The organism is Nocardioides sp. 616 (genome assembly GCF_002930065.1).
Taxonomy (GTDB): Bacteria; Actinomycetota; Actinomycetes; order Propionibacteriales; family Nocardioidaceae; genus Nocardioides; species Nocardioides houyundeii.
Genome location: NZ_POAG01000010.1, coordinates 353443 through 377440, shown reverse-complemented (window position 1 = coordinate 377440; position 23998 = coordinate 353443). Strand labels below are relative to the sequence as shown.

General features: G+C 72.4%; 19 protein-coding genes and 1 riboswitch. Of the genes, 13 read left to right on the top strand and 6 right to left on the bottom strand.

All coding sequences use genetic code 11. From position 1 onward, the window contains the following. The first annotated feature begins 23 nt into the window (after window positions 1-23). The 3 genes from C5H89_RS03805 to C5H89_RS03795 are packed head-to-tail and all read left to right on the top strand — an operon-like array spanning window position 24 to window position 5285. Window positions 24-1940 (top strand): penicillin-binding transpeptidase domain-containing protein, encoded by a 1917-nt coding sequence (locus tag C5H89_RS03805; protein ID WP_104105712.1) that lies wholly within the window; start codon window positions 24-26, stop codon window positions 1938-1940. 34 nt (window positions 1941-1974) lie between these two features. Next, window positions 1975-2742 (top strand): beta-phosphoglucomutase family hydrolase, encoded by a 768-nt coding sequence (locus C5H89_RS03800; RefSeq protein ID WP_240181681.1) that lies wholly within the window; start codon window positions 1975-1977, stop codon window positions 2740-2742. 29 nt (window positions 2743-2771) lie between these two features. Further along, the gene (locus tag C5H89_RS03795) at window positions 2772-5285 is read left to right on the top strand and encodes a glycosyl hydrolase family 65 protein (RefSeq protein WP_104105776.1); all 2514 of its coding nucleotides are present in this window, start codon (window positions 2772-2774) and stop codon (window positions 5283-5285) included. Here the strand turns inward: C5H89_RS03795 and C5H89_RS03790 are convergent. The 3 genes from C5H89_RS03790 to C5H89_RS03780 all read right to left on the bottom strand — a co-directional run bounded on the left by C5H89_RS03790 (window position 5282) and on the right by C5H89_RS03780 (window position 7893). Continuing rightward, window positions 5282-5725, bottom strand: a complete 444-nt coding sequence (locus tag C5H89_RS03790; protein WP_162799189.1) for a hypothetical protein — start codon at window positions 5723-5725, stop codon at window positions 5282-5284. The genes C5H89_RS03795 and C5H89_RS03790 overlap by 4 nt on opposite strands. Before the next feature lie 139 nt (window positions 5726-5864). Then, the gene (locus C5H89_RS03785) at window positions 5865-7127 is read right to left on the bottom strand and encodes a hypothetical protein (protein ID WP_104105709.1); all 1263 of its coding nucleotides are present in this window, start codon (window positions 7125-7127) and stop codon (window positions 5865-5867) included. A gap of 88 nt (window positions 7128-7215) precedes the next feature. After that, window positions 7216-7893, bottom strand: a complete 678-nt coding sequence (locus C5H89_RS03780) for a hypothetical protein (RefSeq protein WP_104105708.1) — start codon at window positions 7891-7893, stop codon at window positions 7216-7218. Window positions 7894-7977: 84 nt separating this feature from the next. On the opposite strand from C5H89_RS03780, the gene C5H89_RS03775 reads away from it, so the two are divergent. From C5H89_RS03775 to C5H89_RS18800, 7 genes are all read left to right on the top strand, one after another. Continuing rightward, window positions 7978-9072 carry an MBL fold metallo-hydrolase gene (locus C5H89_RS03775; RefSeq protein WP_104105775.1) on the top strand — a complete coding sequence of 365 codons (1095 nt, stop codon included), beginning with the start codon at window positions 7978-7980 and terminating at the stop codon, window positions 9070-9072. A 1-nt stretch (window position 9073) separates the two neighbouring features. Further along, window positions 9074-10006, top strand: a complete 933-nt coding sequence (locus C5H89_RS03770) for a sulfotransferase (RefSeq protein ID WP_104105707.1) — start codon at window positions 9074-9076, stop codon at window positions 10004-10006. Between the two features lie 7 nt (window positions 10007-10013). Next, window positions 10014-10133: riboswitch (TPP riboswitch) on the top strand. Further along, entirely contained in the window at window positions 10125-11225 is a 1101-nt protein-coding gene (locus C5H89_RS03765) for a thiamine ABC transporter substrate-binding protein (RefSeq protein ID WP_240181680.1), read from the top strand. It overlaps the preceding riboswitch by 9 nt. 20 nt (window positions 11226-11245) lie before the next feature. After that, a complete protein-coding gene (locus C5H89_RS03760; protein WP_240181679.1) occupies window positions 11246-12886 on the top strand; it encodes an iron ABC transporter permease in 1641 nt (546 codons plus the stop codon). A 4-nt stretch (window positions 12887-12890) separates the two neighbouring features. After that, window positions 12891-13898, top strand: coding sequence for an ABC transporter ATP-binding protein (locus C5H89_RS03755; protein WP_104105706.1), 1008 nt, complete (start codon window positions 12891-12893; stop codon window positions 13896-13898). A 24-nt stretch (window positions 13899-13922) separates the two neighbouring features. Beyond that, the gene (locus C5H89_RS03750; RefSeq protein WP_240181678.1) at window positions 13923-14996 is read left to right on the top strand and encodes a phosphatase PAP2 family protein; all 1074 of its coding nucleotides are present in this window, start codon (window positions 13923-13925) and stop codon (window positions 14994-14996) included. A 217-nt stretch (window positions 14997-15213) separates the two neighbouring features. Further along, window positions 15214-16722, top strand: coding sequence for a C40 family peptidase (locus C5H89_RS18800; protein ID WP_162799188.1), 1509 nt, complete (start codon window positions 15214-15216; stop codon window positions 16720-16722). A 17-nt stretch (window positions 16723-16739) separates the two neighbouring features. On the opposite strand, the gene C5H89_RS03730 is transcribed toward C5H89_RS18800, so the two are convergent. Together C5H89_RS03730 and C5H89_RS03725 are read right to left on the bottom strand one after the other, a co-directional pair. Beyond that, entirely contained in the window at window positions 16740-17624 is an 885-nt protein-coding gene (locus C5H89_RS03730; protein ID WP_162799187.1) for a sulfotransferase domain-containing protein, read from the bottom strand. A gap of 10 nt (window positions 17625-17634) precedes the next feature. After that, window positions 17635-18216 (bottom strand): dihydrofolate reductase family protein, encoded by a 582-nt coding sequence (locus C5H89_RS03725; protein ID WP_104105704.1) that lies wholly within the window; start codon window positions 18214-18216, stop codon window positions 17635-17637. A 40-nt stretch (window positions 18217-18256) separates the two neighbouring features. Here C5H89_RS03725 and C5H89_RS03720 point away from each other — a divergent pair, with 40 nt between their 5' ends. Beyond that, window positions 18257-20269 (top strand): acyl-CoA dehydrogenase, encoded by a 2013-nt coding sequence (locus C5H89_RS03720; RefSeq protein WP_104105703.1) that lies wholly within the window; start codon window positions 18257-18259, stop codon window positions 20267-20269. A gap of 10 nt (window positions 20270-20279) precedes the next feature. On the opposite strand, the gene C5H89_RS03715 is transcribed toward C5H89_RS03720, so the two are convergent. Next, window positions 20280-21461, bottom strand: a complete 1182-nt coding sequence (locus tag C5H89_RS03715; protein WP_104105770.1) for a winged helix DNA-binding domain-containing protein — start codon at window positions 21459-21461, stop codon at window positions 20280-20282. Window positions 21462-21599: 138 nt separating this feature from the next. Here C5H89_RS03715 and C5H89_RS03710 point away from each other — a divergent pair, with 138 nt between their 5' ends. Both C5H89_RS03710 and C5H89_RS03705 read left to right on the top strand, forming a co-directional pair. Then, window positions 21600-22892 carry an HNH endonuclease signature motif containing protein gene (locus tag C5H89_RS03710; RefSeq protein ID WP_104105702.1) on the top strand — a complete coding sequence of 431 codons (1293 nt, stop codon included), beginning with the start codon at window positions 21600-21602 and terminating at the stop codon, window positions 22890-22892. 365 nt (window positions 22893-23257) lie between these two features. Beyond that, window positions 23258-23791 (top strand): hypothetical protein, encoded by a 534-nt coding sequence (locus tag C5H89_RS03705; protein ID WP_205304836.1) that lies wholly within the window; start codon window positions 23258-23260, stop codon window positions 23789-23791. Window positions 23792-23998 lie beyond the last annotated feature (207 nt).

The following is a 23998-nucleotide window of genomic DNA, read 5'->3' as shown; positions in this document are numbered from 1 at the left end:
GACGACAAGGCAGGATCACCTGCATGCGACGCCCCCGGCAACGACTGCGCCCCCTGCTCGCCGCGTTCAGCGGTGCGCTGCTCGCCCTCACCGGCTGCAGCGGGCAGGGGGACGAGTCAGGTCCGGACACGCTGGCCGCCGAGGTGGCCGCCAGCCTCTCGGAGAAGACCCTCGACGACGTGCCACTGGTGCCCGGGTCGGGCCCCGAGGTGGCCGACGAGCTCGCCGCGCTCCTCGAACCCTTCGCCGACGCCCCGGTGGCGGTGTCCCTGGCGCAGGTGACCGAGATGCCCGAGGGCGAGGGCGAGGCGGCCGGTGAGGACCGGGCCAGTGCCCTGCTGGACTGGTCCTGGGAGCTGCCCGGCGGCACCTGGGAGTACTCCTCCTCGGCCACGCTGGTCCACCAGGACGACGAGTGGGCGCTGTCCTGGGAGCCGGCCGTGCTCCACCCGGACCTGGTTCCGGGTGACACGGTGTCGCTGAGCAACGGCCGCGGTGCCCGGGGGCGGATCCTGGGTGCGGGCGGTGAGCCCATCGTCGCCGACCGGCCCGTGGTGCGCTACGGCATCGACAAGGCGCAGCTCGACCCCCGTCAGGCGGTGGCCAGCGCCCGCCAGGTGGCGACGATCCTCGGCGTGGACCGCAAGCCGTTCGTCGACCGGGTGAAGGCCTACGGGCCGAAGGCGTTCGTGGAGGCGGTGGTGCTGCGGGCCGAGGAGGCCGCCGACGTGCCCCCGGCGTTCGCCGACGTACCTGGCGCCGTGGCGATCGACGGCGAGCTGCCGCTGGCGCCCACCCGCGACTTCGCGCTGGAGCTGCTGGGCCGGGTCGGTCCCGCGACGGCGGAGCTGATCGAGGAGTCGCAGGGGCGGCTGGCCGAAGGTGACACCACCGGGCTCTCCGGCCTCCAGGCGCGCTACGACGACCAGCTGGCCGGAGCCCGGAGCACCACCGTGACGGCGACCGGCCAGGAGGGGGAGTCCCGCAGCCTGGTCACCGTCGGCGGCACCCCCGGGCGCGACCTGGCGCTGACCCTCGACCCGGCCCAGCAGACGCGCGCCGAGGAGGTCCTGGCGTCGGTCTCCGGCGCCGCCTCCGCCCTGGTGGCGGTGCGGCCCTCCGACGGCCACGTGCTGGCCGCGGCCACCGGTCCCGGGACCGATGGCCTCAACGTGGCCACCGCCGGGCAGTACGCGCCCGGCTCCACGTTCAAGCTCGCGACCGCGCTGGCGCTGATCCGCTCCGGCACCCGGCTCACCGACGTGGTGCCGTGCCCGGCCACCACCGTGGTCGACGGGCGCATCTTCAAGAACTACGACGACTACCCGGCGTCCCAGCTCGGTCCGGTGAGCCTGCGGACCGCATTCGCCCAGAGCTGCAACACCGCGTTCATCGACTCCGGGACGCGCCTGGACGAAGGGGCGCTCGCCGAGGCCGCCGGGTCGCTGGGCCTGGGCTTCGACCGCGACGTCGGCTACCCGGCGTACTTCGGACAGGTGCCGGCGCCCGAGGGCGAGACCGAGCTGGCCGCCTCCCAGATCGGCCAGGGCAAGGTGCTGGTCAGCCCGCTGGGCATGGCCTCCGCGGTCGCCTCGGTGGTGGCCGGTCGCACGGTGACTCCCGTGCTGGTCCCCGAGCACCAGGTCACCGGCGGCGCCCCGGCCCGCGAGCTGGCCGGCGGCGAGGTGGAGCAGCTGCGCACCCTGATGCGCGCGGTGGTCAGCGAGGGGTCCGGCTCGTTCCTCTCCGACCTGCCCGGGGACGTGGGTGCCAAGACCGGGACCGCGGAGTGGGGCACGCCGGGACCGGACCAGGAGCTGCCCACCCACACCTGGATGGTCGCCTTCCGCGACGACCTCGCCGTCGCCGTGTTCGTGGAGCGCGGCGAGTCGGGCTCGGGGACCGCCGGACCGCTGCTGGAGGCGTTCCTCACTAGCTGAGCACTTCGGGGCCTGCGCCGCGTACGCTGGCTGGGTGCCCAGCCCTCTGCCACTCGTGACCTGGACCGACTACGACGCAGTGCTCTTCGACCTCGACGGGGTGGTCACCCCGACGGCTGAGGTGCACATGCGTGCCTGGTCGGAGATGTTCAACGGCTTCCTCGCCGATCCCGACGCCCCCGGCGGCGGCGACCGGTCGCCGTACACCGATCAGGACTACTTCGACCACGTCGACGGCAAGCCGCGCTACGACGGGGTGCGCGACTTCCTCGCCTCCCGCGGCATCGAGCTGCCCGAGGGCTCGGCCGACGACGCCCCGGAAGCGCTGACGGTCACGGGCCTGGGCAACCGCAAGAACGACGCCTTCAACGCCGTGCTGGAGCGCGACGGCGTCAAGGCCTACCCCGGCTCCGTGCTGCTGCTGGACCACCTGCGTGACCTGGGGCTGCCGCTCGCGGTGGTCTCCTCCTCGCAGAACGCCCCCTCGGTGCTGGAGGCCGCCGGCCTGTCGGACCGCTTCCGGACCGTCGTCTCCGGCGCGGTGGCCGAGGAGCTGGGTCTGCCGGGCAAGCCCGCCCCGGACACCTTCGTGCACGCCGCCCACGAGGTCGGCGCCGCGGTGGACCGGTCCGTGGTGCTCGAGGACGCCGTCTCCGGGGTCCGTGCGGGTGCCGCAGGTGGCTTCGCCCTGGTGATCGGCGTGGACCGTGGGGCCGGCGAGCAGGTGCTCACCGACGCCGGTGCCGACCTCGTCGTCAGCGACCTGGCCGCGCTCGTGGAGGACGGAGGGCAGGACCAGTGAGCCGCCCGACCGGGGGGTTCTCCGACCCCATGGACCGGCGCCGGTTCCCGGCGGACCCGTGGCAGCTGGTGGAGACGTCGTACTCGGGCGGCGACCTGGGCGCCTGCGAAACGCTGTTCAGCGTCGGCAACGGCTACCTCGGCATGCGCGGCAACCCCGAGGAGGGGCGCGAGGCCGCCGAGCACGGCACCTTCATCAACGGCTTCCACGAGACCTGGCCGATCCAGCACGCCGAGGCGGCCTTCGGGTTCGCCCGCACCGGACAGACCATCGTCAACGTGCCGGACGCCAAGCTGATCAAGATCTACGTCGACGACGAGCCGCTGATGCTGGGCACCTCGGAGCTCGAGCACTACGAGCGACGCCTGGACTTCCGGTCCGGGATGCTGTGCCGCAGCCTCATCTGGCGCACGCCGGCGGGCAAGCGGGTCAAGGTCGAGTCCACGCGGATGGTCTCCATGGTCGAGCGGCACCTGGCCTGCATGACCCTGGAGGTGACGATGCTGACCGGGGACGCCCCGCTGGTGATCTCCTCCCAGCTGCTCAACCGCCAGGACGGGCAGGACGACTACCGCCGGGAGGGCGGTGGCTCGGGCCCGACCGACCCGCGCAAGGCCTCCGGCTTCGAGGGTCGGGTGCTGCTGCCCAGGTACCACGACGCGAGCGACGACCGGCTCGCGCTGGGCTACCAGTGCGCGCACTCGGGGATGACCATCGGCGTCGCGGTCCAGCACCGCTTCGAGACCACCGACGGGCACGAGGTGGTGATGCGCAGCAGCGACGACCTGGCCAAGGCGGTGTTCCGGGTGGAGGCCACCGAGGGCACCCCGGTCCGGCTGGAGAAGGTCGTCACCTACCACACCTCCCGCGGGGTCCGCCCGCGCGAGCTGAGGGACCGGTGTGACCGGACCCTGGACCGGGTGGCCCGCCACACGCTCCAGCACTACCGCGACAAGCAGCGCGAGTGGTACGACGGGTTCTGGGAGGCCGCCGACGTCGAGGTCGGTGCCAGCACCGAGGTCCAGCAGGCGGTGCGCTTCAACCTCTTCACCCTGGCCCAGGCCAGCGCCCGCGCGGACGGGCTGGGCATCGCCGCCAAGGGGGTGACGGGCTCGGGCTACGAGGGTCACTACTTCTGGGACACCGAGATCTACGTGATGCCGTTCCTGACCTACACCCAGCCCCAGCTGGCCCGCAACGCGCTGCACTTCCGTCGGCGGATGCTGCCGGCCGCGCGCATCCGCGCCCAGGAGATGGCCCAGAGCGGGGCTCTCTTCCCGTGGCGCACCATCAACGGCGAGGAAGCCTCGGCCTACTACGCCGCCGGCAGCGCCCAGATGCACATCAACGGCGACATCGTCTACGCGCTGATGCAGTACGTCACCGGGAGCGGGGACCACGACTTCCTCCGCCTCGACGGCGTCGACCTGCTGGTGGAGACCGCCCGGATGTGGAGCGATCTCGGCTTCTGGCGCACCAACGGCGGCGCCCCGACGTTCCACATCCACGGGGTCACCGGTCCCGACGAGTACACGACGGTGGTCAACAACAACCTCTTCACCAACCTGATGGCCCGGTTCAACCTGGACGCCGCGGCCCGCACCACCAGCCGGCTGCTCGAGGTCGACCCGGTCGCGCACGACAAGCTGGTCGGGCGGCTCGGGCTCCGCAAGGAGGAGGTCGAGGAGTGGCAGCGCTGCGCCGACGGCATGACCGTGCCCTTCGACGAGGGCCTGGGGATCCATCCCCAGGACGACTTCTTCCTCGACCGTGAGGTCTGGGACCTCTCGCGCACGCCTGCGGACCTGCGGCCCCTGATGCTGCACTACCACCCGCTGGTGATCTACCGGTTCCAGGTGCTCAAGCAGGCCGACGTGGTGCTGGCGATGTTCCTGCACGGCAACCGGTTCACGCCGGAGGAGAAGAAGGCCGACTTCGAGTACTACGACCCGATCACCACGGGTGACTCGACCCTCTCGGCAGTGGTGCAGTCGATCATGGCAGCCGAGGTCGGCTACCACGACGTCGCGATGGACTACTTCCAGCGCGCCCTGTACACCGACCTGGGGGACCTGCACCACAACACCGTCGACGGGATGCACGTGGCGTCCTCGGGCGGGGTGTGGGAGGCGCTGGTCTTCGGCTTCGCCGGGATGCGGGACCACGGGGGCCAGCTCTCCTTCGACCCGCGGCTGCCCAGCACCTGGGACTCGATCGCCTTCTCGCTCGCCTGGCAGGGGTCGAGGCTAGGGGTCCAGGTTGCCCAGGACGCGCTCTCGCTGCGGCTCGTCAAGGGCGACGGCCCGGTCGCGCTGACCGTGCGGGGCGAGCCGTACACGCTAACCTCGGACCGGACGCTGAAGATCCCGCTGCCCGACCAGGGTCCGCGCTTCGACGGCCTGCTCGGGGACAAGCCGCACAGCGGAGGGATCCGTGCCGACGGCACCCGGATCACCGCCGGAGTGCCCGATCCGGTCCAGATCAACGAACGCCACGACCCGTACTCGGAGGTCAGCTGGTCGATGGAGCCCGATCGCGGCTAGCTCGGCCGCCACAGCACGCGGTCGAGGCGCTGCCGGGGCGACCGCGGGCGGCGGTTCGTCGGCACCTGGGACTCCGCCTCCCGGATCAGCTCCCGCCAGTCCGGGTCGTCCTCGCGGGAGACGTCGGCCATGTCGCGGGCCATCCGGTGCTCCAGGCGACACAGCGTGTAGAGCTCCCGGCGTACGTCGGCCCAGATCGAGTCCCAGCTCCGGCGCGAGGCCGGGGCCAGGCCGCCCAGCTTGGACTGCACCTGACCCAGAGCCAGGTCCATCCGGCGGGTCTCCTGGACGAACGCCCGGGCCCGGGCCCGGCCATCGGGGAGGCGGACGCGTGCCGCCGGGAGGAGCACCACGATGACGGCGGCGGCGTGCCGGCTGATCGCGGAGAAGAAGGCCTCGATGCTCGGGTGCGACCCGGTCTCCCGATCAGGCTCGGCCACCATCGCCTCTCCGAGCCTGCGTGTCAGGGCCCGGCGCGATGCTGACAGTTCGGCAAGCAGTCTTTCCATGGCCCTCATCCGTCCGAGGGTTCAAGTGTCCGCCGCGGATCCGTGGCGGACAAGACTGACTGATCGGTAGCTATCCGGACGAGCGCGCGCGACGCCGGACGAGGGCGGCGACCACCAGCGCCGCGGCCGCGGCGACGAGCAGCAGCAGGCCCGCCGACTCCGGCACGGAGACGCCGAGGGTCCCGGAGAACTCCGAGGCACCGGGCTCGCCCCAGGCCTGCCCCTGCGCCTGGCCGGTGCCGCGGAGCCGGGCGGCGAGGCCCAGGACCGGCAGGCCGAGGGCCAGCAGGACCAGCCACCGTCCCAGGTCGCCGGCCAGGCGGGCCGGTCCCCGGGAGTGCCGCGCCACCACGGCGGCGCACAGCAGCAGCACCGCGCAGGTCACCGCGACCGACCCCCACAGACCGGGCTCGGTGGCCGTCCAGTGGCCCAGGCGTTCGTACGCCGACACGTCGTCGATCTCGTCGAAGCCGCCGCTGGCGGTCCCGTCCACCGAGTAGCCCACCCGGGCGAAGGCGCCCAGGGCCAGCACGGCGTACCCCCAGTTGGCCACCGTGGCGAGGCCGAGGCCCACGCCGGTGGCTGGGTCCGGGTCGGCCGGCAGCGAGGTCTCCTGGCCGCCGGCGAGCATCAGCGCGCCCAGCACGCCGGCGACCGGCAGGGCCAGCAGCAGGGTGAGCACGCCCCGCAGCGGGGCACGCCAGCGCTCTTCCCACCGGGACATCCGCGCCCCGTGCCAGTCCGCGGGGCGCACTGAGGCGAGGGCCAGGACCGCGAGCGTCAGCGCGAAGGTGGCGAGGAACGCGCTCACCGGCGCGACGCCCACCTCGCCGCCCACGTTGCCGACGTCGCGCGGCTCCAGGTTGTCGGTGGCCACCAGGAAGGGCCCGGAACCCGAGCGGAACGCCACGCTCATGCCCAGCACGGCGAGCGCCAGGAGCAGGGCGGTGGCCAGGGCGTCCAGCGCCACCGCCCGTCCCCGGCGGTGGTGCTGCGTGACCCGCTGGAAGACCAGGGCGAGGGTCGCCAGCCCGACCAGGGAGAGCGTGACCGGACTCGCGTGCGCGACGCCGGACACCTCGCCGCTGACCACGAAGGCGTCACCGCTGACGTCGCCGACCAGGACACCGCCGAAGGCCGACCCCACCAGCATCGTGGTGGTGGTCAGCACCTCGGAGGCGGACATGGAGTCCTGACGCACCAGGAGTGCGACGACCAGCGCCGTCAGGGCGGTGGCCGCGAAGCCGGCGGCGGCCGCCAGGGGCGCGCGTCGCCAGTGCGCCGGGAGCCCCGTGGCCGAGGGCGTCCCGGTCGCCGTCACGAGCACCGTCATGCCGCGACAGCCTGCCGCACCCCGGGCACGCGCGCACCAGGGACTCGAGCACTGAGACTCGAGCACTGAGACTCGCCTCCGGGGCGTCTCAGGTCGCGGGTGGCGAGTCGTCGTCGTCGGGCAGGTGCGGGTCGGCCAGCAGGTACTGGGTGAGCGGGCCGTCGAGGGACCGCTCATGGTGGTGCAGCGGCTCCGGCACCATCCGGTCCTCGGCGGTGTCCCAGAACCTGTCCACGCGCAGCGCCACCGCGTGGGTGACCTTCCCGGGCAGTCCCTGGTGCGGGAGGTAGGGATGGGGGCGCGTCGGGGCGTGCAGCTCGGCGACGTGCAGCCGCTGGGACCAGTCCGGGTCCCCGTCGCGTTGGTTCGCGACCAGGTCGACGGCCAGCTCCCGCTCGGACTCCCACACGGCGTCGAACGCCCGGTGCACCTCGCCCCAGATGTCGGACCACGGTCGGCGGACGGCGTACGCCGAGCCGTAGAGCTTGGCCTTGACCTGGTTGAGGGCGACCTCCAGCGCCCGGCACTGGGCCACGAACTCCGACGCCCGGTGCCGGCCTTCGGGGAGGCGGTGCCGGGCCGCGGGGACCAGCACCTCGTTCACCGCACCCAGGTGCCGGCTGGCACTGAGCAGGAAGGTGTCGGTCGCGGGGTACTGGTCTCGCGGACGCATGGACTCGGGGTGCGGGCGGGCGGCTTCCGCGCGATCCAGGCGCAGCGCGAGCGCCTGGTGGGTCCGGTCCAGGTCTGAAACGAGGGTCTCCATCGACGTCCCTCCTTCCTCTTGATGGTCCCTCTCCCCGCGTCGGTAGGCAAGGCCGGCGCCCGCCCCGCCTACAGTGGCGGTCCCATGAATGAGACCACCCCCGCCGCCACGCCCACCTCCACCGCAGGTGCGGTGTCGCCGGACTCGGGCCTCGCCTGGACCGAGGAGGGCGCCTGGCCGGTGGCGCCCGGAGTGCACCGGATCCCACTGCCACTGCCGCTGGACGGGCTGCGCGCCATCAACGTCTACACCGTGGAGACCGACGACGGGCTCACCCTGATCGACGGCGGCTGGGCCATCGAAGCCTCCCGCGCGGTGCTCGAGCGGTCGCTGGCGCTGCTCGGCCACACCCCCGCCGACATCCGCTCCTTCCTGGTCACCCACGCGCACCGCGACCACTACACCCAGGCGGTCGCGCTGCGCACCGAGCACGGCGCCCACGTCAGCCTGGGGATCGGCGACAAGGGGTCGCTCGACGAGATCCAGGACGGGTTCAGCTCCGGGGACCCCCATCTGGCGATGCTGCTGCGCGCCGGCGCCGCGGACGTGGCGAAGATCTGGGGCAACCACGCCGGCGAGGCCGAGCCCGACCCCTCGGTCTGGGGCTACCCGGACACCTGGCTGGAGGGCGACCACACGGTGGCCGTGGGCGAGCGCCGGATCGACGCCGTCTCCACCCCCGGTCACACCCAGGGCCACTTCGTCTTCGCCGACACCGCGGCCGGGCTGCTCTTCTCCGGCGACCACGTGCTGCCCACCATCACCCCGTCCATCGGCTTCGAGGGCGGGACCCCCGAGCAGCCCCTGGGTGACTTCATGACGTCGCTCGCCAAGGTCCGGGCTCTGCCCGACCTGCGCCTGCTCCCGGCCCACGGACCCCTGGCGCCCTCCTCGCACGCCCGGGCCGAGGAGCTGCTGGCCCACCACGAGCACCGGCTCGCGCAATGCCTGGAGCTGGTGGGCTCCGGTGAGCGGACGGCGTACGAGGTGGCGGGCGGACTGGGGTGGACCCGGCACGAGCGTCGGCTGGAGAGCCTGGACGTGTTCAACACCGCCCTGGCCACGATGGAGACCCGGGCCCACCTGGTGCTGCTGGTGGCCCGCGGCGACGTCACCGTCGCCGACGTGGACGGCGTGGACGTCTACCGGCGCGTCGGCGGCCTGGACGACGGGGCCTGAGATGGGCGGCCAGCCCGGCGACCCGCTGGTCCTCTACATCGCCGGCTGGGGACGCAGCGGGTCCACCCTGGCGGAGCGGCTGCTCGCCGAGATCGACGGCGTCACCCTGCTCGGGGAGGTCGTGCACCTGTGGGAGCGGGGCGTGCGCGAGGACCAGCTGTGCGCGTGCGAGCGCCCGTTCCACCAGTGCCCCTTCTGGAGCGAGGTGGGACGCCTCGCCTTCGGGGGGTGGGAGCAGGTCGAGGTGGACCGGATCGCCGAGCTCAAGTCGCAGGTGGACCGCCAGCGCCGGCTGCCGCGCACGGTACGGCGTCGCCCGGACGCCGCCACCCGCGCCGCCATCGACGAGTACGCCGGCTGGTTCCGCGCCGTCTACGCCGCGGCGCAGCAGGTCAGCGGCGCCCGGATCCTGGTCGACTCCAGCAAGGAGATCCCCACCGCGGTGACCCTGAGCCACCTGGAGGACCTGGATCTGCGGGTGCTGCACATCGTGCGCGACGCCCGCGGGGTGGCGCACTCCTGGGCCAAGGTGGTGGCCCGGCCCGAGGCGGACGGCGAGCCGATGCCGCGCTTCTCCCCGGCCCGCAGCACCGCCCTGTGGATGTCGGGCAACCTGACGGTCCAGGGGCTGGCCTGGCGCGGCGTCCCGGTGACCCGGCTGCGCTACGAGGACCTGGTGGCCTCCCCGGCCCAGGCGGTCGCCGGGGCCTGGGACGCGCTCGGGCTGCCTGGCCGGCCGGGGCTGCCGATGGTGGACGACCACAGCATCGAGCTGCACCCGAGCCACTCGGTGGCGGGCAACCCGATGCGGTTCCGCACCGGGATCACCGAGCTGCGCGCCGACGACGCCTGGCGCACCCAGATGTCGCGCTCGGACCGTGCGGTGGTGACCGCGATCGCGTGGCCGCTGCTGAAGCGGTTCGGCTATCTGTAGGCTGGCCGGCACAAGACAGGGGAGCACTTCGTCCGCGAGGACTCGGGTGCTGAGAGTGCGGATCCGCCGCAGACCCTAAGAACCTGCTCCGGTTAGCACCGGCGAAGGGAGTCATCACGTGAACACGCACGCCTGCACGGGCTCAAGGCTCACCACGTCCCACCGGTCGACGTTCCACCGGGCGACGGCACTGGCACTGACCGGTGCGCTGCTCGGCGCCTGCAGCCTGCTGGGGGGTGAGGACCAGAGCGCCGAGGCGGGCGGGGCGAGCGAGGTGGTGCTGGTCACCCACGACTCCTTCACGCTGCCCGAGGAGCTGCTCGCGGAGTTCCGCGAGCAGTACGGCCACGAGGTCGTGGTGCGCTCCTCCGGCGACGCCGGCGCGCTGAGCGCCAAGCTGGCGCTGACCAAGGAGAACCCCACGGGCGACGTGGCGTTCGGGGTCGACAACACCTTCGCCTCCCGAGTCCTGGACGAAGGGGTCTTCGCCCCCTACGACCCGCCGCAGGCCCCCGGCGCCGGGCGCTACGAGCTCCCCGAGGGCTCCGACCGGCTCACCCCGGTCGACGTGGCGGCCGTCTGCGTCAACATCGACGACACCTGGTTCGCCAAGCAGGACGTGGTCCCGCCGCGGACGCTGGCGGACCTGACGAAGCCGGCGTACCGGGACCTGATGGTGACCCCGGCCGCGTCGACCTCCTCGCCGGGCATGGCCTTCCTGCTGACCACGGTCGCCGCCTATGGCGAGAAGTGGCCGGCGTACTGGTCGGAGCTGCTGGACAACGGCCTCAAGGTCGTCGACGGCTGGTCGGACGCCTACTACACCGACTTCACCCAGGGGGGCGAGGGCGGGGAGCGGCCCATCGTGGTCTCCTACGACTCCTCACCCGCGTTCACCGTGCCCGAGGGGTCGGAGAAGTCCACGACCAGCGCGCTGCTGGAGACCTGCTTCCAGCAGGTGGAGTACGCCGGGGTGCTCAAGGGTGCGGCCAACCCCGAGGGCGCGAGGGACCTGGTCGCGTTCCTGCAGGAGCCGGAGACCCAGGCGGCGCTGCCGGAGAGCATGTACGTCTTCCCGGTGGTCACGGGCGTGGACCTGCCCGAGGACTGGGCCCGCTACGCCGCCCGCCCCGAGGACCCCTACACGGTCGACCCCGCCGACATTGCGGCCAACCGGGACACGTGGCTCCAGCGGTGGACCGACCTCACCACCGAGTGACTCCTCAGTGGGCGAGCGGGGTGCGGCCGCCCCGGCGGCTGCTGGTCCTGGGCGCCCTGGCAACGGGGCCGCTGCTGGTCCTCGGCGTCTTCTTCGTGCTGCCCGTCGCCGCGATGGTGAGCCGCGGCTTCGTCGTCGACGGGCAGCTCGACGTCCCGGGCGTGCTCCAGGTGCTGGCCCGACCCCGGGTGGCGCGGGTGCTGGCCTTCACCCTGGGCTCCGCGCTGGCCGGTACCGCGCTCTCGCTGCTCCTGGGACTGCCGGCGGCGTACGCGCTGAGCCGGCTCGCGCTGCCCGGACGCGCCGTGCTGCGAGCGGTGCTGCTGGTGCCGTTCGTGCTGCCCACGGTCGTCGTGGGGGTCGCCTTCCGGCAGCTGCTCGGTGAGTCCGGGCCCCTGGGCTTCCTGGGCCTGGACGGTACCCCGGTCGCGATCGTCGCGGGCCTGGCGTTCTTCAACGCAGCCGTGGTGATCCGCTCCGTGGGGGCGGCCTGGGAGGGGCTGGACCCGCGGCCGGGCGAGGCGGCGGCGGCGCTGGGGGCCTCGCCGTGGCAGGTGCTGCGCACCGTCACCCTCCCGGCCCTGCGGCCCGCGATCGTCTCCGCCGCCTCGGTGGTGTTCCTGTTCTGCGCCACCGCCTTCGGGATCGTGCTGGTGCTCGGCGGGGTGCGCTACGCCACGGTGGAGACCGAGATCTACCTGCTCACCACCACCCTGTTCGACCTGCAGGCGGCCGCCGCGCTCTCGGTGCTGCAGCTGGTGCTGATCACCGGGCTGCTGGTGCTCACCGGCCGCACCCGCAACGGCGCCACGACCGTGTCGCGTCGCGCCGTGGCGCCGAGACGCCCGAGCCGGCACGACCTCCCGGCGCTGGCGATGACCGGGGTGCTGGTGGTGTTCGTGGCGACGCCGCTGGTCACCCTCGTGGTGGGCTCGCTGCGGGTCGGGGGCGAGTGGGGCTTGGGCAACTACCGGGCCCTCTCGGGGACCGGTGAGGACCGGGCGCTGCTGGTCCCGGTGACCCAGGCGCTGGCCACCTCGCTGCGCACCGCCGCCGACGCGACCACGATGGCGCTGGTCCTCGGGCTCGTCCTGGCCGTGATGGTCACGCGTCGCTCCCACACCCGGGCCGAGCGCCGGCTGCGGTCCTGGCTCGACGGCCTGTTCATGCTCCCCCTGGGAGTCTCCGCGGTCACCCTCGGGTTCGGCTTCCTGATCGCCCTGGACCGGCCGCCGGTGGACCTGCGGGACTCGGCGCTGCTGGTGCCGATCGCCCAGGCGCTGGTGGCGCTGCCGCTGGTGGTCCGCACCCTGGTCCCGGTGCTGGCCGGCCTGGACGACCGTCAGCGCCAGGCCGCGGCCTCGCTCGGGGCCGGCCCGCTGCGCTCCTTCCTCACCGTGGACGTCCCCGCGGTCTGGAAGCCGCTGCTCGCCGCCACCGGCTTCGCGTTCGCGGCGTCGCTGGGGGAGTTCGGGGCCACCTCCTTCCTGGCCCGGGAGGAGAACCCGACCGTGCCGGTGGTGATCTTCCGCCTGATCGGCAATCCCGGCGAGATGAACTACGGCATGGCGCTGGCCGCGTCGGTGCTGCTGGCCGGCGTCACGGCCGCGGTGATGCTCGCCGTGGAGCGCCTGCGGGTGCCGGCCGTGGGAGCCTTCTAGCGACATGGCTGCCCTCCTCTCCCTCCGCGACGTCTCCGTGCGCTACGGCGACCTGGTCGCCGTCGACTCCGTCTCCCTGGACCTGCCGGGGGGCGAGGTGCTGGCCGTGCTCGGTCCCTCGGGGTGCGGCAAGTCGACCCTGCTGCGCAGCATCGCCGGGCTGGAGCCGGTCAGCGCCGGGACGGTCCGGTTCGACGGCGAGGACCTGGCCGGGCGTGCCACGCACCGGCGGGGGTTCGCGCTGATGTTCCAGGACGGGCAGCTCTTCGCCCACCTGTCGGTGGCCCGCAACGTGGGCTACGCGCTGCGGCTGCGGCGGGTCCCCCCCGCCACGGTCGCGGCGCGGGTGGCCGAGCTGCTGGAGCTGGTCGGGCTGGCCGGGTACGCCGACCGGATGCCGGCCACCCTGTCCGGGGGCGAGCGGCAGCGGGTGGCGCTGGCCCGGGCGCTCGCGGTCCAGCCCCGGCTGCTCCTGCTCGACGAGCCGCTCTCCGCGCTGGACGCCGCGCTGCGGGAGTCGCTGGCCGCCGACCTGGCCAGGATCCTGCGCGAGTCCGGGACCACGGCGCTGATGGTCACCCACGACCACGACGAGGCGTTCATCGTGGCCGACCGCATCGCGGTGATGTTCTCGGGGCGGGTCGTGCAGCAGGGACCCATCTCCGGGGTGTGGGCGGAGCCGGTGGACGCGGTCACCGCGGAGTTCCTCGGCTACGCCGGGGTGCTGCGCGACGATGCCGCGCGTCGGATGGCGGTCGCGGCGGGCCTGGAGCCGGGCGGGCTGCTGGCGCTGCGGCGCTCGGCCCTGGTGGTGGATCCCGCCGGGAGGCTGACCGGCACGGTGACCGCGGTGCTCAGCACGCCGGAGCTGCTGCGGCTCCAGGTCGACGTGCCGGGGGTCGGGCGGCTGCACGCGGTGGCCCGCCTCGATGCCCGGGTGGCGGTGGGGGAGCAGGTGCCTCTGGTGGTGGAGGCGTCCCGTATCGCCCGGATACCGGATTCGGACGCGTGAGCGTCGGGTCCCTAGACTGCCGGGGTGTATCGCCGCGCCTATGTCCTGCTCATCGGGGTGACCGTCGTGATGGGGGTCCTCGCCCTGGCCGCGTCGATCTCGCTGGATCGACCCCTGGTCGACCCTGAGGGGTTCCTGGGCCCGTCCTGGCTCCGGCTGCCGCTGCTGCTGTTCGCGGCGCTGCTGGCCGACATGCTGCCGCGGTACTTCTGGGAGGCCAAGGGCCACCCCGTGCAGGGCTGGGCCGCCATGAAGAAGCGCTGGCACACCCACTGGAACCGGGACCGGCTCACGCTCAACGTGCTGGGGATCGTCTGCTTCTACGTCACCTACGTCAGCTACCGGAACCTCAAGTCGTTCCTGCCGTTCATCACCGGCGACAAGAAGTACGACCGCGAGCTGCACGTGCTCGACCGGGCGATGTTCATGGGTCACGAGCCGGCCAACGTGCTGCACGCGATGTTCGGCACCGGGGTCAGCGCGCACGTGCTCTCCTACATCTACCTGTGGTTCCTGCCGCTGGTGCCGATCGGGGTGGCGGTCTTCCTGGTCTGGTCCCGCAACATCGCCTTCGGCTACTGGTTCGTCACCTCGCAGGTGCTGATCTGGACCCTCGGCACCGCGTCGTACTACGCGCTGCCCACCCTGGGCCCGGGGTTCCGCTACCCGTGGCTGTACGCCGACCTCCCCGAGAGCGGGACCAGCGCGCTGATGGAGTCGCTGTTCTATGCCCGCAAGGGGGTCATCCACGACGGGGTCGAGGGTGCGGTGCAGTCCGTGGCGGGGTTCGCCAGCCTGCACACCGGGGTGACCCTGCTGGTGGCGCTGATGGTGCAGTACACGGTCCGCAACCAGATCGTGAAGATCGTCTTCTGGGTCAACTTCGGCCTCACCGTGATCGCGACCCTGTACTTCGGATGGCACTACGTCGCCGACGACATCGCCGGTATCGCGATCGCCCTGGTCTCCTTCTACGTCGGCGGTCTGGCGTCGGGGCAGAAGTTCACCAAACACGGGCTGCGCTCCTATCCGACCTCGGCGACCGCCGAGATCCCGACGGCGAGCGCGTCGCCGGCGGACTCCTCCGACCGGGAGTGAGACGCGGGCGCACGTCGCGCCGCCAGCGAATTACATCGGTGTAGTAGTCAAGACGACACGCCGACAGTTGCATAACTTTGTTGGGAAAGATGTTCCCTGTGGGGCGAATGGGAACTAACGTGCCTGTTGTGTCTCGGACGGTGGGGAAGCCGCCCGAGACATCGCCGTGGGAGAGAGCTCTCTCTCCGGCGCAGGCTCACCAGCAAGGGGAACGCCCGTGCGCACCCGCAGTGCTCTCGCCGGAACAATCAGCATCCTGCTCCTGATCGCCGCCTCCGGAGGCGCCCAGGGCGCCGACGACCCGATCCCCAGCGCCGACGACGTCGCCGCAGCCGAGCGGGCCGCGGACGACAAGGCCCGGGACCTCGCCGCCGTACGCGCCGACCTGGTCCTCGCCGACCAGCGCATGCAGGGTGCCACCATCGCCGCCGCGCAGGCGGCTGAGACCTACAACCGCGCCAGCTGGGAGCTCGAGCAGGCCCGCGCAGGTGCCGAGCAGGCCCGGACCGCCGCCGACTCCGCGTCGGCCGACGTCGCGCTCCAGCAGGAGGCCTACAGCCAGACGCTGGTCCGCTCCTACGAGTCGGCCCCCGAGGTGGCCGGCATGGTCGCGATGGTGGAGTCGGACGGCATCGGGACCTACCTCGAGCGCTCGGCCACCGTCGACAACGCGGTCGATGCCCTGGAGACCCGCTACCAGGCGTTCCAGGTCGCCTCCACCCTGGCCGACAGTGCCCTGACCTCGGCCACCGAGGCCGAGGACCGCGCCGCTCGGCTGGAGGAGGAGGCCGCGACCGCCATGAGCACCGCCGTGGCGGCCGCCGACGCCGCCCAGACCGAGGCCGATGCGGTCGCCGTCCAGCGCGCCGGCCTGATCGGCGAGCTCGCCCAGCTGCAGGGCATCAGCGTCTCCCTGGCCCGGCAGCGCCAGACCCGGCTCGAGGAGCGGGCGGCCGCCGCGGCCGCCGCGGCGGAGGAGAGCCGGCGCCAGGCGGCTCAGGAGGCTGCCCAGCAGGTGGCGGCCCAGCAGGTGGCGGCCCAGCAGGTGGCGGCCCAGCAGGTGGCGGCGGAGCAGGCAGCGGCCCAGGAGGCTGCCGCGAAGCAGGCCAAGGAGAGCCAGAAGGCGACCCAGAAGCCGACCGCGTCGCCGACCCCGCGGTCCACCCCGACCGTCGTTGCGACGCCCACCCCGCGGTCCACCCCGACCCCCACGCCGCGGTCCACGCCGACGCCCACGCCGACGCCCACGCCGGCCCCGACGGTGGCGCCGACCCGGACGCCCAGTACGACGCCCAGTGCGACGCCCACCCCCACGCCCACCCCCACGCCCACACCGACGCCGGCGACCCCGCCGGCCCCGGAGACCGGCGCTGCCGCCGCGGTGGCCTTCGCGGCCCGGCAGATCGGCGATCCTTACCAGTGGGCCGCCGCAGGTCCCAACGCCTGGGACTGCTCAGGCCTCACGGCGGGCGCCTGGCAGGCCGGTGGCGTCTCGCTGCCGCACTACTCGGTCGGGCAGTACACCGCCTCGACGCCGATCCGCGCTGCGGACCTGGTCCCCGGGGACCTGGTCTTCTGGGGCTCCTCGTCCAGCCCGTCCTCGATCTACCACGTCGCCCTCTACGCCGGCAGCGGGATGATCATCCACGCCCCGCGCACCGGGCGGCCGGTGGTCCGGGAGTCGATGTACTACTGGCAGGCGCCGAACTTCTTCGCCCGTCCCTGAGGCTCGAGGACGGGGCCTCAGGACGGGCGGGGGACCACCCGGGCGGAGAGCTTCTCGGCCAGCTCGGCCGGGTCCAGGGTGCCGGCGAGGATCCGGCTCGTCGGCCAGTGGGCCGTCTCCAGGCCCGAGAGCCGGTTGAACAGCGACAGGTCGGCGGCGTACAGCGTCGCCAGGTCGGCGATCTCGTCCGGGGTCGGCGGCGTGCCGGTGACCCGGTCCGCCCCGGCGTACCGGTTGCGCAGCGGTGGCCGCTCGGCGAACCGCGGCAGCCCCAGGTGGTCGGTGACCCTGTCCACCACGACGTCGTAGTCGCGCAGCAGCTCGCGGAACTCCAGGAGCAGCCACTGGTCGCGGTCGAAGACGGAGAACCCGTGCTCGAGCTGGGCGCCGTAGTAGCCGCGGGCCACCCCGGACATGTGCTTGTAGCGCATCGCCCGCTCGCCGGGGGGCAGCTCCAGGGGCAGGGTGCTGGGTCGGAACTCGGTGATGAAGTCCGACCAGTCGGGCCAGGCGTCGTTGCGGCTGCGGAGCATCGTCCAGTGGGAGAAGAGCCGCTCGATCGGGTCGCGGAAGACCGCGATCAGCGGCATGTCCGGCTTGTACGCCGCCATCCGCTCCAGCGCCTGGGGCCACATCAGGTAGACCGGCGTCGAGTCCCCCACCATGCGGTGGATCCGGGCCCGCTTGGGCGCGGTGTAGTCGCGCTCGTAGTCCGGGTGCGCCCAGTCGTACTCCTCGTCGTTGAAGAAGTGCGCCTCCTTGCGCGGCGGGCGGCACACCAGCGGGTGCTGGGAGATGGTGCCCGACAGGGTGGAGGTGCCGGACTTCTGGGTCCCGACGATGGAGAAGTTGTAGGCGAGCCGTCCGAACGGGGTCTCCTGGTCGGCTCCGGTCGCGCTCACGCAGGTGAGGCTACGACAGGACCACGTCGTACCCGGAGTGCACCACCCCCGAATCGAACCTGCGGGCCTCGCGCAGTCTCAGCTCGGCCCGCAGGCCGGAGGGCAGCGCGCGCAGCCCGCCGCCCACCAGCACCGGGAAGGCGAACAGGTGGACCTCGTCCACCAGCCCGGCCGCCAGCGCCTGCCCGGCCAGGGTGGGGCCGCCGATGGCGAGGTCTCCCGGCGACTCCGCCTTCAGCCGGCGTACCTCGTCGGGGTCCAGGTCGCGCACGATCCGGGTGCGGGCGCTGGGTGGCTCGGCCAGGGTGGCCGAGAAGACCACCTTGTCGCAGCCGTGCCACAGCGTCGAGTAGTCCCGCTCCTGGGGCGAGACGTCCGTGCCGCCGGGCTCGGTGACCGTGGACGGCACCGTCTCCCAGGCGACCAGCACGTCGTAGATCCGGCGTCCCAGCAGCATGGTCGAGACCCCGGCCTGCAGCTTGTTGACGGCGTCGTGCACCTCGGCGTCCGGGGCGGCCCAGTCGAAGCGGCCCTCCTCGTCCGCCGCGTAGCCGTCGAGCGACGTCAGTGCCGCGTAGACCAGCCTGCCCATGTGCCTACCCCCTCATCGCGCCGCAGGTACGGTTCTGCCCATGTCGACCGAGACTGCCGCAGCGGCCACCAACAGTGCAGACAAGGACCTCCAGGACAAGGGGTACCGCCAACCGGTGGTCGAGGTCGAGGGCCTGACGCGCATCCTGGACGGGAAGTACGCCGAGGTGCGCAACCTGGTGCGCGACAACCTGGTCGACTACGCCGACATCCTCAGCGATGCCGAGACCATGAGCAGCGACGCCTTCCGCGAGCGGGTCAAGGAGGTGGTGGTCGAGATGGCCGCCACCGGTCAGACCGGCATGGGCCTGCCGAAGGAGTACGGCGGCGGCGGCGACATCGGTGCCTCCATCGCGGCGTTCGAGACGCTCGGCCTCGGCGACCTGTCGGTGCTGGTCAAGGTGGGCGTGCAGTTCGGTCTTTTCGGCGGCGCGATCCTCCAGCTCGGCACCGAGGCGCACCACGACGCGTGGCTGGCAGGCATCGTCTCCGGTGAGCTGATGGGCTCGTTCGCGATGACCGAGACCGGCCACGGGTCCAACGTGCAGGCGCTGAGGACCACCGCACGCTTCGACCCCGAGACCGACGAGTTCGTCATCGACACCCCCACCGAGTCCGCACGCAAGGACTACATCGGCAACGCGGCCAAGCACGCCGAGCTCGCGGTGGTCTTCGCCCAGCTCGAGGTGGCCGGGACCTCCCACGGGGTGCACGCGTTCGTCGTACCGGTCCGCGTCGACGGCCGCCCGGCACCCGGCGTGCGCATCGAGGACTGCGGGCCCAAGATGGGCCTCAACGGCGTCGACAACGGCCGCTTCTGGTTCGACGGGGTGCGCATCCCGCGCACCAACCTGCTGAACCGGTTCGCCGACGTCAGCCCCGAGGGGGTGTACTCCAGCCCCATCGAGAGCGCCAACCGCCGGTTCTTCACCATGCTCGGCACCCTGGTCCAGGGCCGGGTCTCGGTCGGCGGCGCCGCCATCAACGCGGCCAAGGTCGCCATGGCCATCGCCATTCGGTACGGCGACCAGCGTCGCCAGTTCGAGGCTGCCGACCCGGGTACCGAGCAGCTGCTCCTGGACTACGGCATGCACCAGCGCCGACTGCTGCCGCTGCTGGCCCGCACCTACGCGATGCACTTCGCCCAGGAGGTGGTGGCCGGACAGCTGCACGACGTCTTCTCCGGCATCACCGACAACGAGGAGGCCCGGCGCAAGCTGGAGTCCGCGGCCGCGGGCACCAAGGCGCTCGGCACCTGGCACGCGACCCGCACCATCCAGGAGTGCCGCGAGGCCTGCGGTGGCGCCGGCTATCTCTCCACCAACCGCTTCCAGGCGCTCAAGGCCGACACGGACGTGTTCACCACCTTCGAGGGCGACAACCACGTGCTGCTGCAGCTGGTGGCCAAGGGCCTGCTCACCGACTACTCCGGCGAGTTCGAGGAGATGGACCAGTTCGGCATGGTGCGCTTCGTCGCCGGGCTCGCGGTGGAGACCGTGCTGGAGAAGACCGCGGTGCACAAGCTGCTGGAGCGGATCAAGGACGTCCTGCCCGGAGGGGACGAGTGGGACCAGGAGGCCGGCCTGCTCGACCCGAACTACCAGCTGGCGATGCTGCGCTTCCGCGAGGAGCACATGCTGGGCGGGGTGGCCCGCCGGATCCGGGCCGGCGTGGGCGGCGGCGGCAACCCGGGCACCGTCTTCTCCGAGGTCCAGGACCACGTGATCGCCGCGGCCCGCGCGCACGTGGAGCGACTGGTGCTGGAGGCCTTCGTCGCCAAGACGGCGGCGCTGCCGGACGGGGACAACAAGGTCGCGCTCAACCTGCTCTGCGACCTCTTCGCGCTGACCACCATCGAGGCCGACCGGGCGTGGTTCATGGAGCACGGTCGGCTCAGCATCGCCCGCTCCAAGGCGATCACCAAGGAGGTCAACGCGCTGTGCCGCAAGGTCCGGCCGATCGCGGTCGACCTGGTGGACGCGTTCGCGATCCCGCGGGTGGTGCTGCGCTCGGAGGAGCTGCTGTCGCACGAGGCGGCGGGCGTCGACGGCTGACTCTCGCGGGTCAGGAAATCAACGTCTCCTTCATCGCGCTGGACGGGTAGACAGTGCTCACCCGGTGGCCCTCGAGCCAGGTGGTGAGCCGCTCCGCCTCCCGATCCAGCGCGGCGCGGGTGTCGGCGCCGACGTCCTCAAGCAGGTTGATCACCACGACGCCGTCCGGGTCCTGCACCCAGCAGCCCACGATCCGGCCGTCCAGCCAGACGGTCGTCCCCGCGTTGCCGTTGGTGTCGAACAACAGCGGTCCGTGCGTGCCGAGGTAGAAGCTCCGTTCCTTCCAGCCCATCACCGTCGGGTCGAGCACCGGCAGCAGCGCGCCCCAGGGCTCGACGTCCGGCTCCGGTTCGAGGTCGTCGGGCAGCACCCAGCCGGTGCCGCCGCCGTCCAGCCCGACCTCGACCGCGGCCACGTCGGCGAGGGCGGCGCGCAGAGCCGACTTCGTCGAGCCCAGCCACCACACCAGATCGGCCTCAGTGCCGGGACCGAACGTCGCGAGCCAGCGCCGAACCAGCTCCGCGTACCCCTCTCGCTCCGTGGCCGGTTCGGGCACCTCGCCGAGCCAGGCCGCCATCGTGGTCCACTGGGGCCGGGCGGTGCGCCAGTGGCCGCCGTTGTGGCCGCGCACGATCTTCGCCTCCACCCCGAGCTGGGTGAGCAGTCGCGGTGCGATCGGGTTGTTGCCGCCGTATGACGTGCCCGGCGACATCTCGATCCGGCCGGCGAGCGCCGGCACCTCCGCGCGGAGCCGTTGCGCGGAGCGCTCGACACCGTCCGCGAGATGGGCGAGCGTGGCCCTCTCGGCGGCATCGACCCAGGCGGCACCGTCCTCGGTGAGCCCGCCGAGCTCGGCGTCCTTGCCGAGGCGGACCCGATGGGCGGCGGCCACCCGCGCCGACGCGCTTCCCCAGGCTGCGGGCAGCAGGTCCCGGGGGAAGACGAACAGGGTACGACGCATCGCGAGCTGCTTGACCAGGGTGCGGTCCTGGTACAGCGCACGGTCGACGTCCTCGACCCTGAGCCCGTCGACGCGCGCCCAGAGGGAGAGGTAGACGCTCGGCGACTCCGTGGCGTGCAGGACCGTCATGGCTCGCGTCGCTGCCTCAGCGCTCTTGACGCGATGCCCAGGTGCCAGCGCGTGGCGGCGGGCGAGCCGCCGCCGACGTTCGCTGTCGGTCACGTGGCGCATGTGCACCATCCTGTCGCAGACCACTGAGCGCGATGCATCCTAGGGCGCGGCCAGTTGCCAGGGCGGGTCCATTCTCGCGTTCGAACGGCTGATCGAATACAGGTCAGAACTGTCGGAGGTCGAGCGTAGATTCTGGTCATGAGCTGGTCCGTGACCCCCGAAGAGCCCCACCCCATCCTGGGATGCGCGGCGGTCATCGACCGGGCCCTGGACGAGGTGGCCGCGCTCGACCCGATGTTCATGGGCGTGACCGCCCAGCGCGAGGCGTTGCTGCTCCTGGACCGGTTGACGTCGCGGGTGACGGTGCTGCAGACCCGGGTCATGGCGGCCTCCGGCGAGGTGGCGGCCGCCGAGGGGCACCGCGACGTCGCGTCTTGGATGACCCACCGCACCCGGCGGGACCGAGACCATCACCGCCGGTTGCAGCGCCTCGCGCTGGACTGCGACGAGCGGTGGCGCGACCTGGGCGCCGCGCTGCAGACCGGCGCGGTGAACACCGACCAGGGGCACGTGATCGCCCGCGCGCTCGGCGACCTGGACCGGGTGCTCGCAGACCTGGCCGCGGACGCCCGGGTGGCGCCGCCGGTGACCCCGGACAAGCGTGCCGAGGTCCTCGCCTTGGCACAGGCCCACCTGCTCGAGCAGGCCGCCGTGTTCGGGCCTCGCGAGCTGGCCCGGCTCGGCGCTCGGATCCTCCATGTCATCGCCCCGCACCTCGACGAGGACGCCGAGGGTCGGAGGCTGGCCGACCAGGACCGGCACGCCCGTCGGGTCACCTCCCTGAGCACCCGCGACCTGGGCGACGGCACCACGCTGGTGAAGGCACGCGTCCCCGCCCACGTCGCCACTCGTCTGGTCACCACCCTGGAGGCCTTCACCAACCCTCGCGGGACGGCGGGCGACGCCACCGGGGAGTCGGTGCCCTGCGACCTGCGGCTCGGACACGCGTTCTGCTCCCTCCTGGAAGGGCTCGACCCGTCGCGACTGCCGCTGCACGGCGGTGCCGCCACCCAGCTGGTCATCACCATCGACCTGTCCGACCTGCTGAAAGGTCTGGGCGTGGGCACCCTGGCCGGCGGGGAGACCATCAGCGCCGCTCAGGCCCGGCGCCTGGCGTGCACCGCAGATCTCGTTCCGGCGGTCCTCGGCACGAAGTCCGAACCACTCGACCTGGGCCGCACCGCCCGGCTCTTCTCACCGGCGCAGCGCAAGGCGCTGGCGCTCAGGGACCAGCAGTGCCGCGCCGACGGGTGCACCATCCCGGCTACCTGGTGCGAGGCGCACCACCTGGTCCCCTGGTCCCGGGAAGGCGCCAGTGACCTCGACAACGCGCTCCTGCTCTGCTCCTTCCACCACCACCGCATCCACGACGATCGCTACCTGCACCAACGCCTGCCCAACGGCGACGTCCGCTACAGCCGGCGCAGATAGCGGACGTCGGCCGCAGTCGGCCAGATAGCTAAGTAGGTGTGTCCCATTTGCGGACGAGACTGGACCCGGCTGCGGCACCGGTCCTGGGTCAATGAGACAAGTAGCCGATGAGCGGACGTGCGCGAAAATGCAGCCGTGACCGACAGCCCGTGGGACGCCTGGTGACACCGCTACACAAGTTGCGATTGTCCAATGGCCAGGTCCTGGGCTCCCAGCCATGGGCGCACCGTTCCAAGACATACGTCAGAAGCGAGAGTGGGTGATTAGGACGACGTCGCCGCGGCTCCTAGTGTCCGATTGTGACTTCCGCGGAAAGCGTCCAGAGCCTCCGTCTAGCCGCGGAGCCCCCTCCGCGATGGGCTCGCGTGGCGGCGCACGCCGCGGCGCTCACACCGCTGCCCTCCGCCCTGTGGAGGCTCGCTCTCGTCCTCGGCTTCTCCGGCGGGTTCACCGAGCAAGGGCTCACCGACCTCGACCCCACCGGATCCGGCCTGGTCTACCTGGTGGTCCTCAGTGTGATCAGCGAAGCTGCCGCACTGCTCACCCTCGGCCTCGTGCAGCCGTGGGGCGAAGTCGTACCGCGTTGGGTGCCCCGCTTCGGCGGTCGCCCCGTCCGCACGCGACCGGTCGTCATAGTGGCATCGGCGGGCGCGGTCGCCCTCATCCTCCTGTGGACTCAACTGCTTTTCTGGTGGAGCGTCCCACACACCGACATGACGCCGGCAGGAGTCCACGTTGTCGGCCTGCTGTACCTGCCGCTGATCGCCTGGGGACCAATGCTCGCCGCAGTCACCGTCTCCTACGCCCGACGACGCACGTCCGCGCCACCCGCGCCGAACACGCGGACGCTTGGATCGGCCACAACCGAGGCGAGAACTGGTAGCGGGCTGCCGCACTGAAAGGCTAAACGCACTCATCTGCCGTATTCCGCACGGGGTCAGGCCGCGGCTGGGGGTGCGTGCCGGGGGCGACCCTCGACGCGCCAGGCGTGCCGGATGGGACGGAACACCGGCTGCTTATCGTCCCACCCGACACGGCGCAGCTCGAGGCCATAGTGACGGCTCAGCGGCGACTGTGCTCGGATGACTGGCTGACTGGCTGACTGG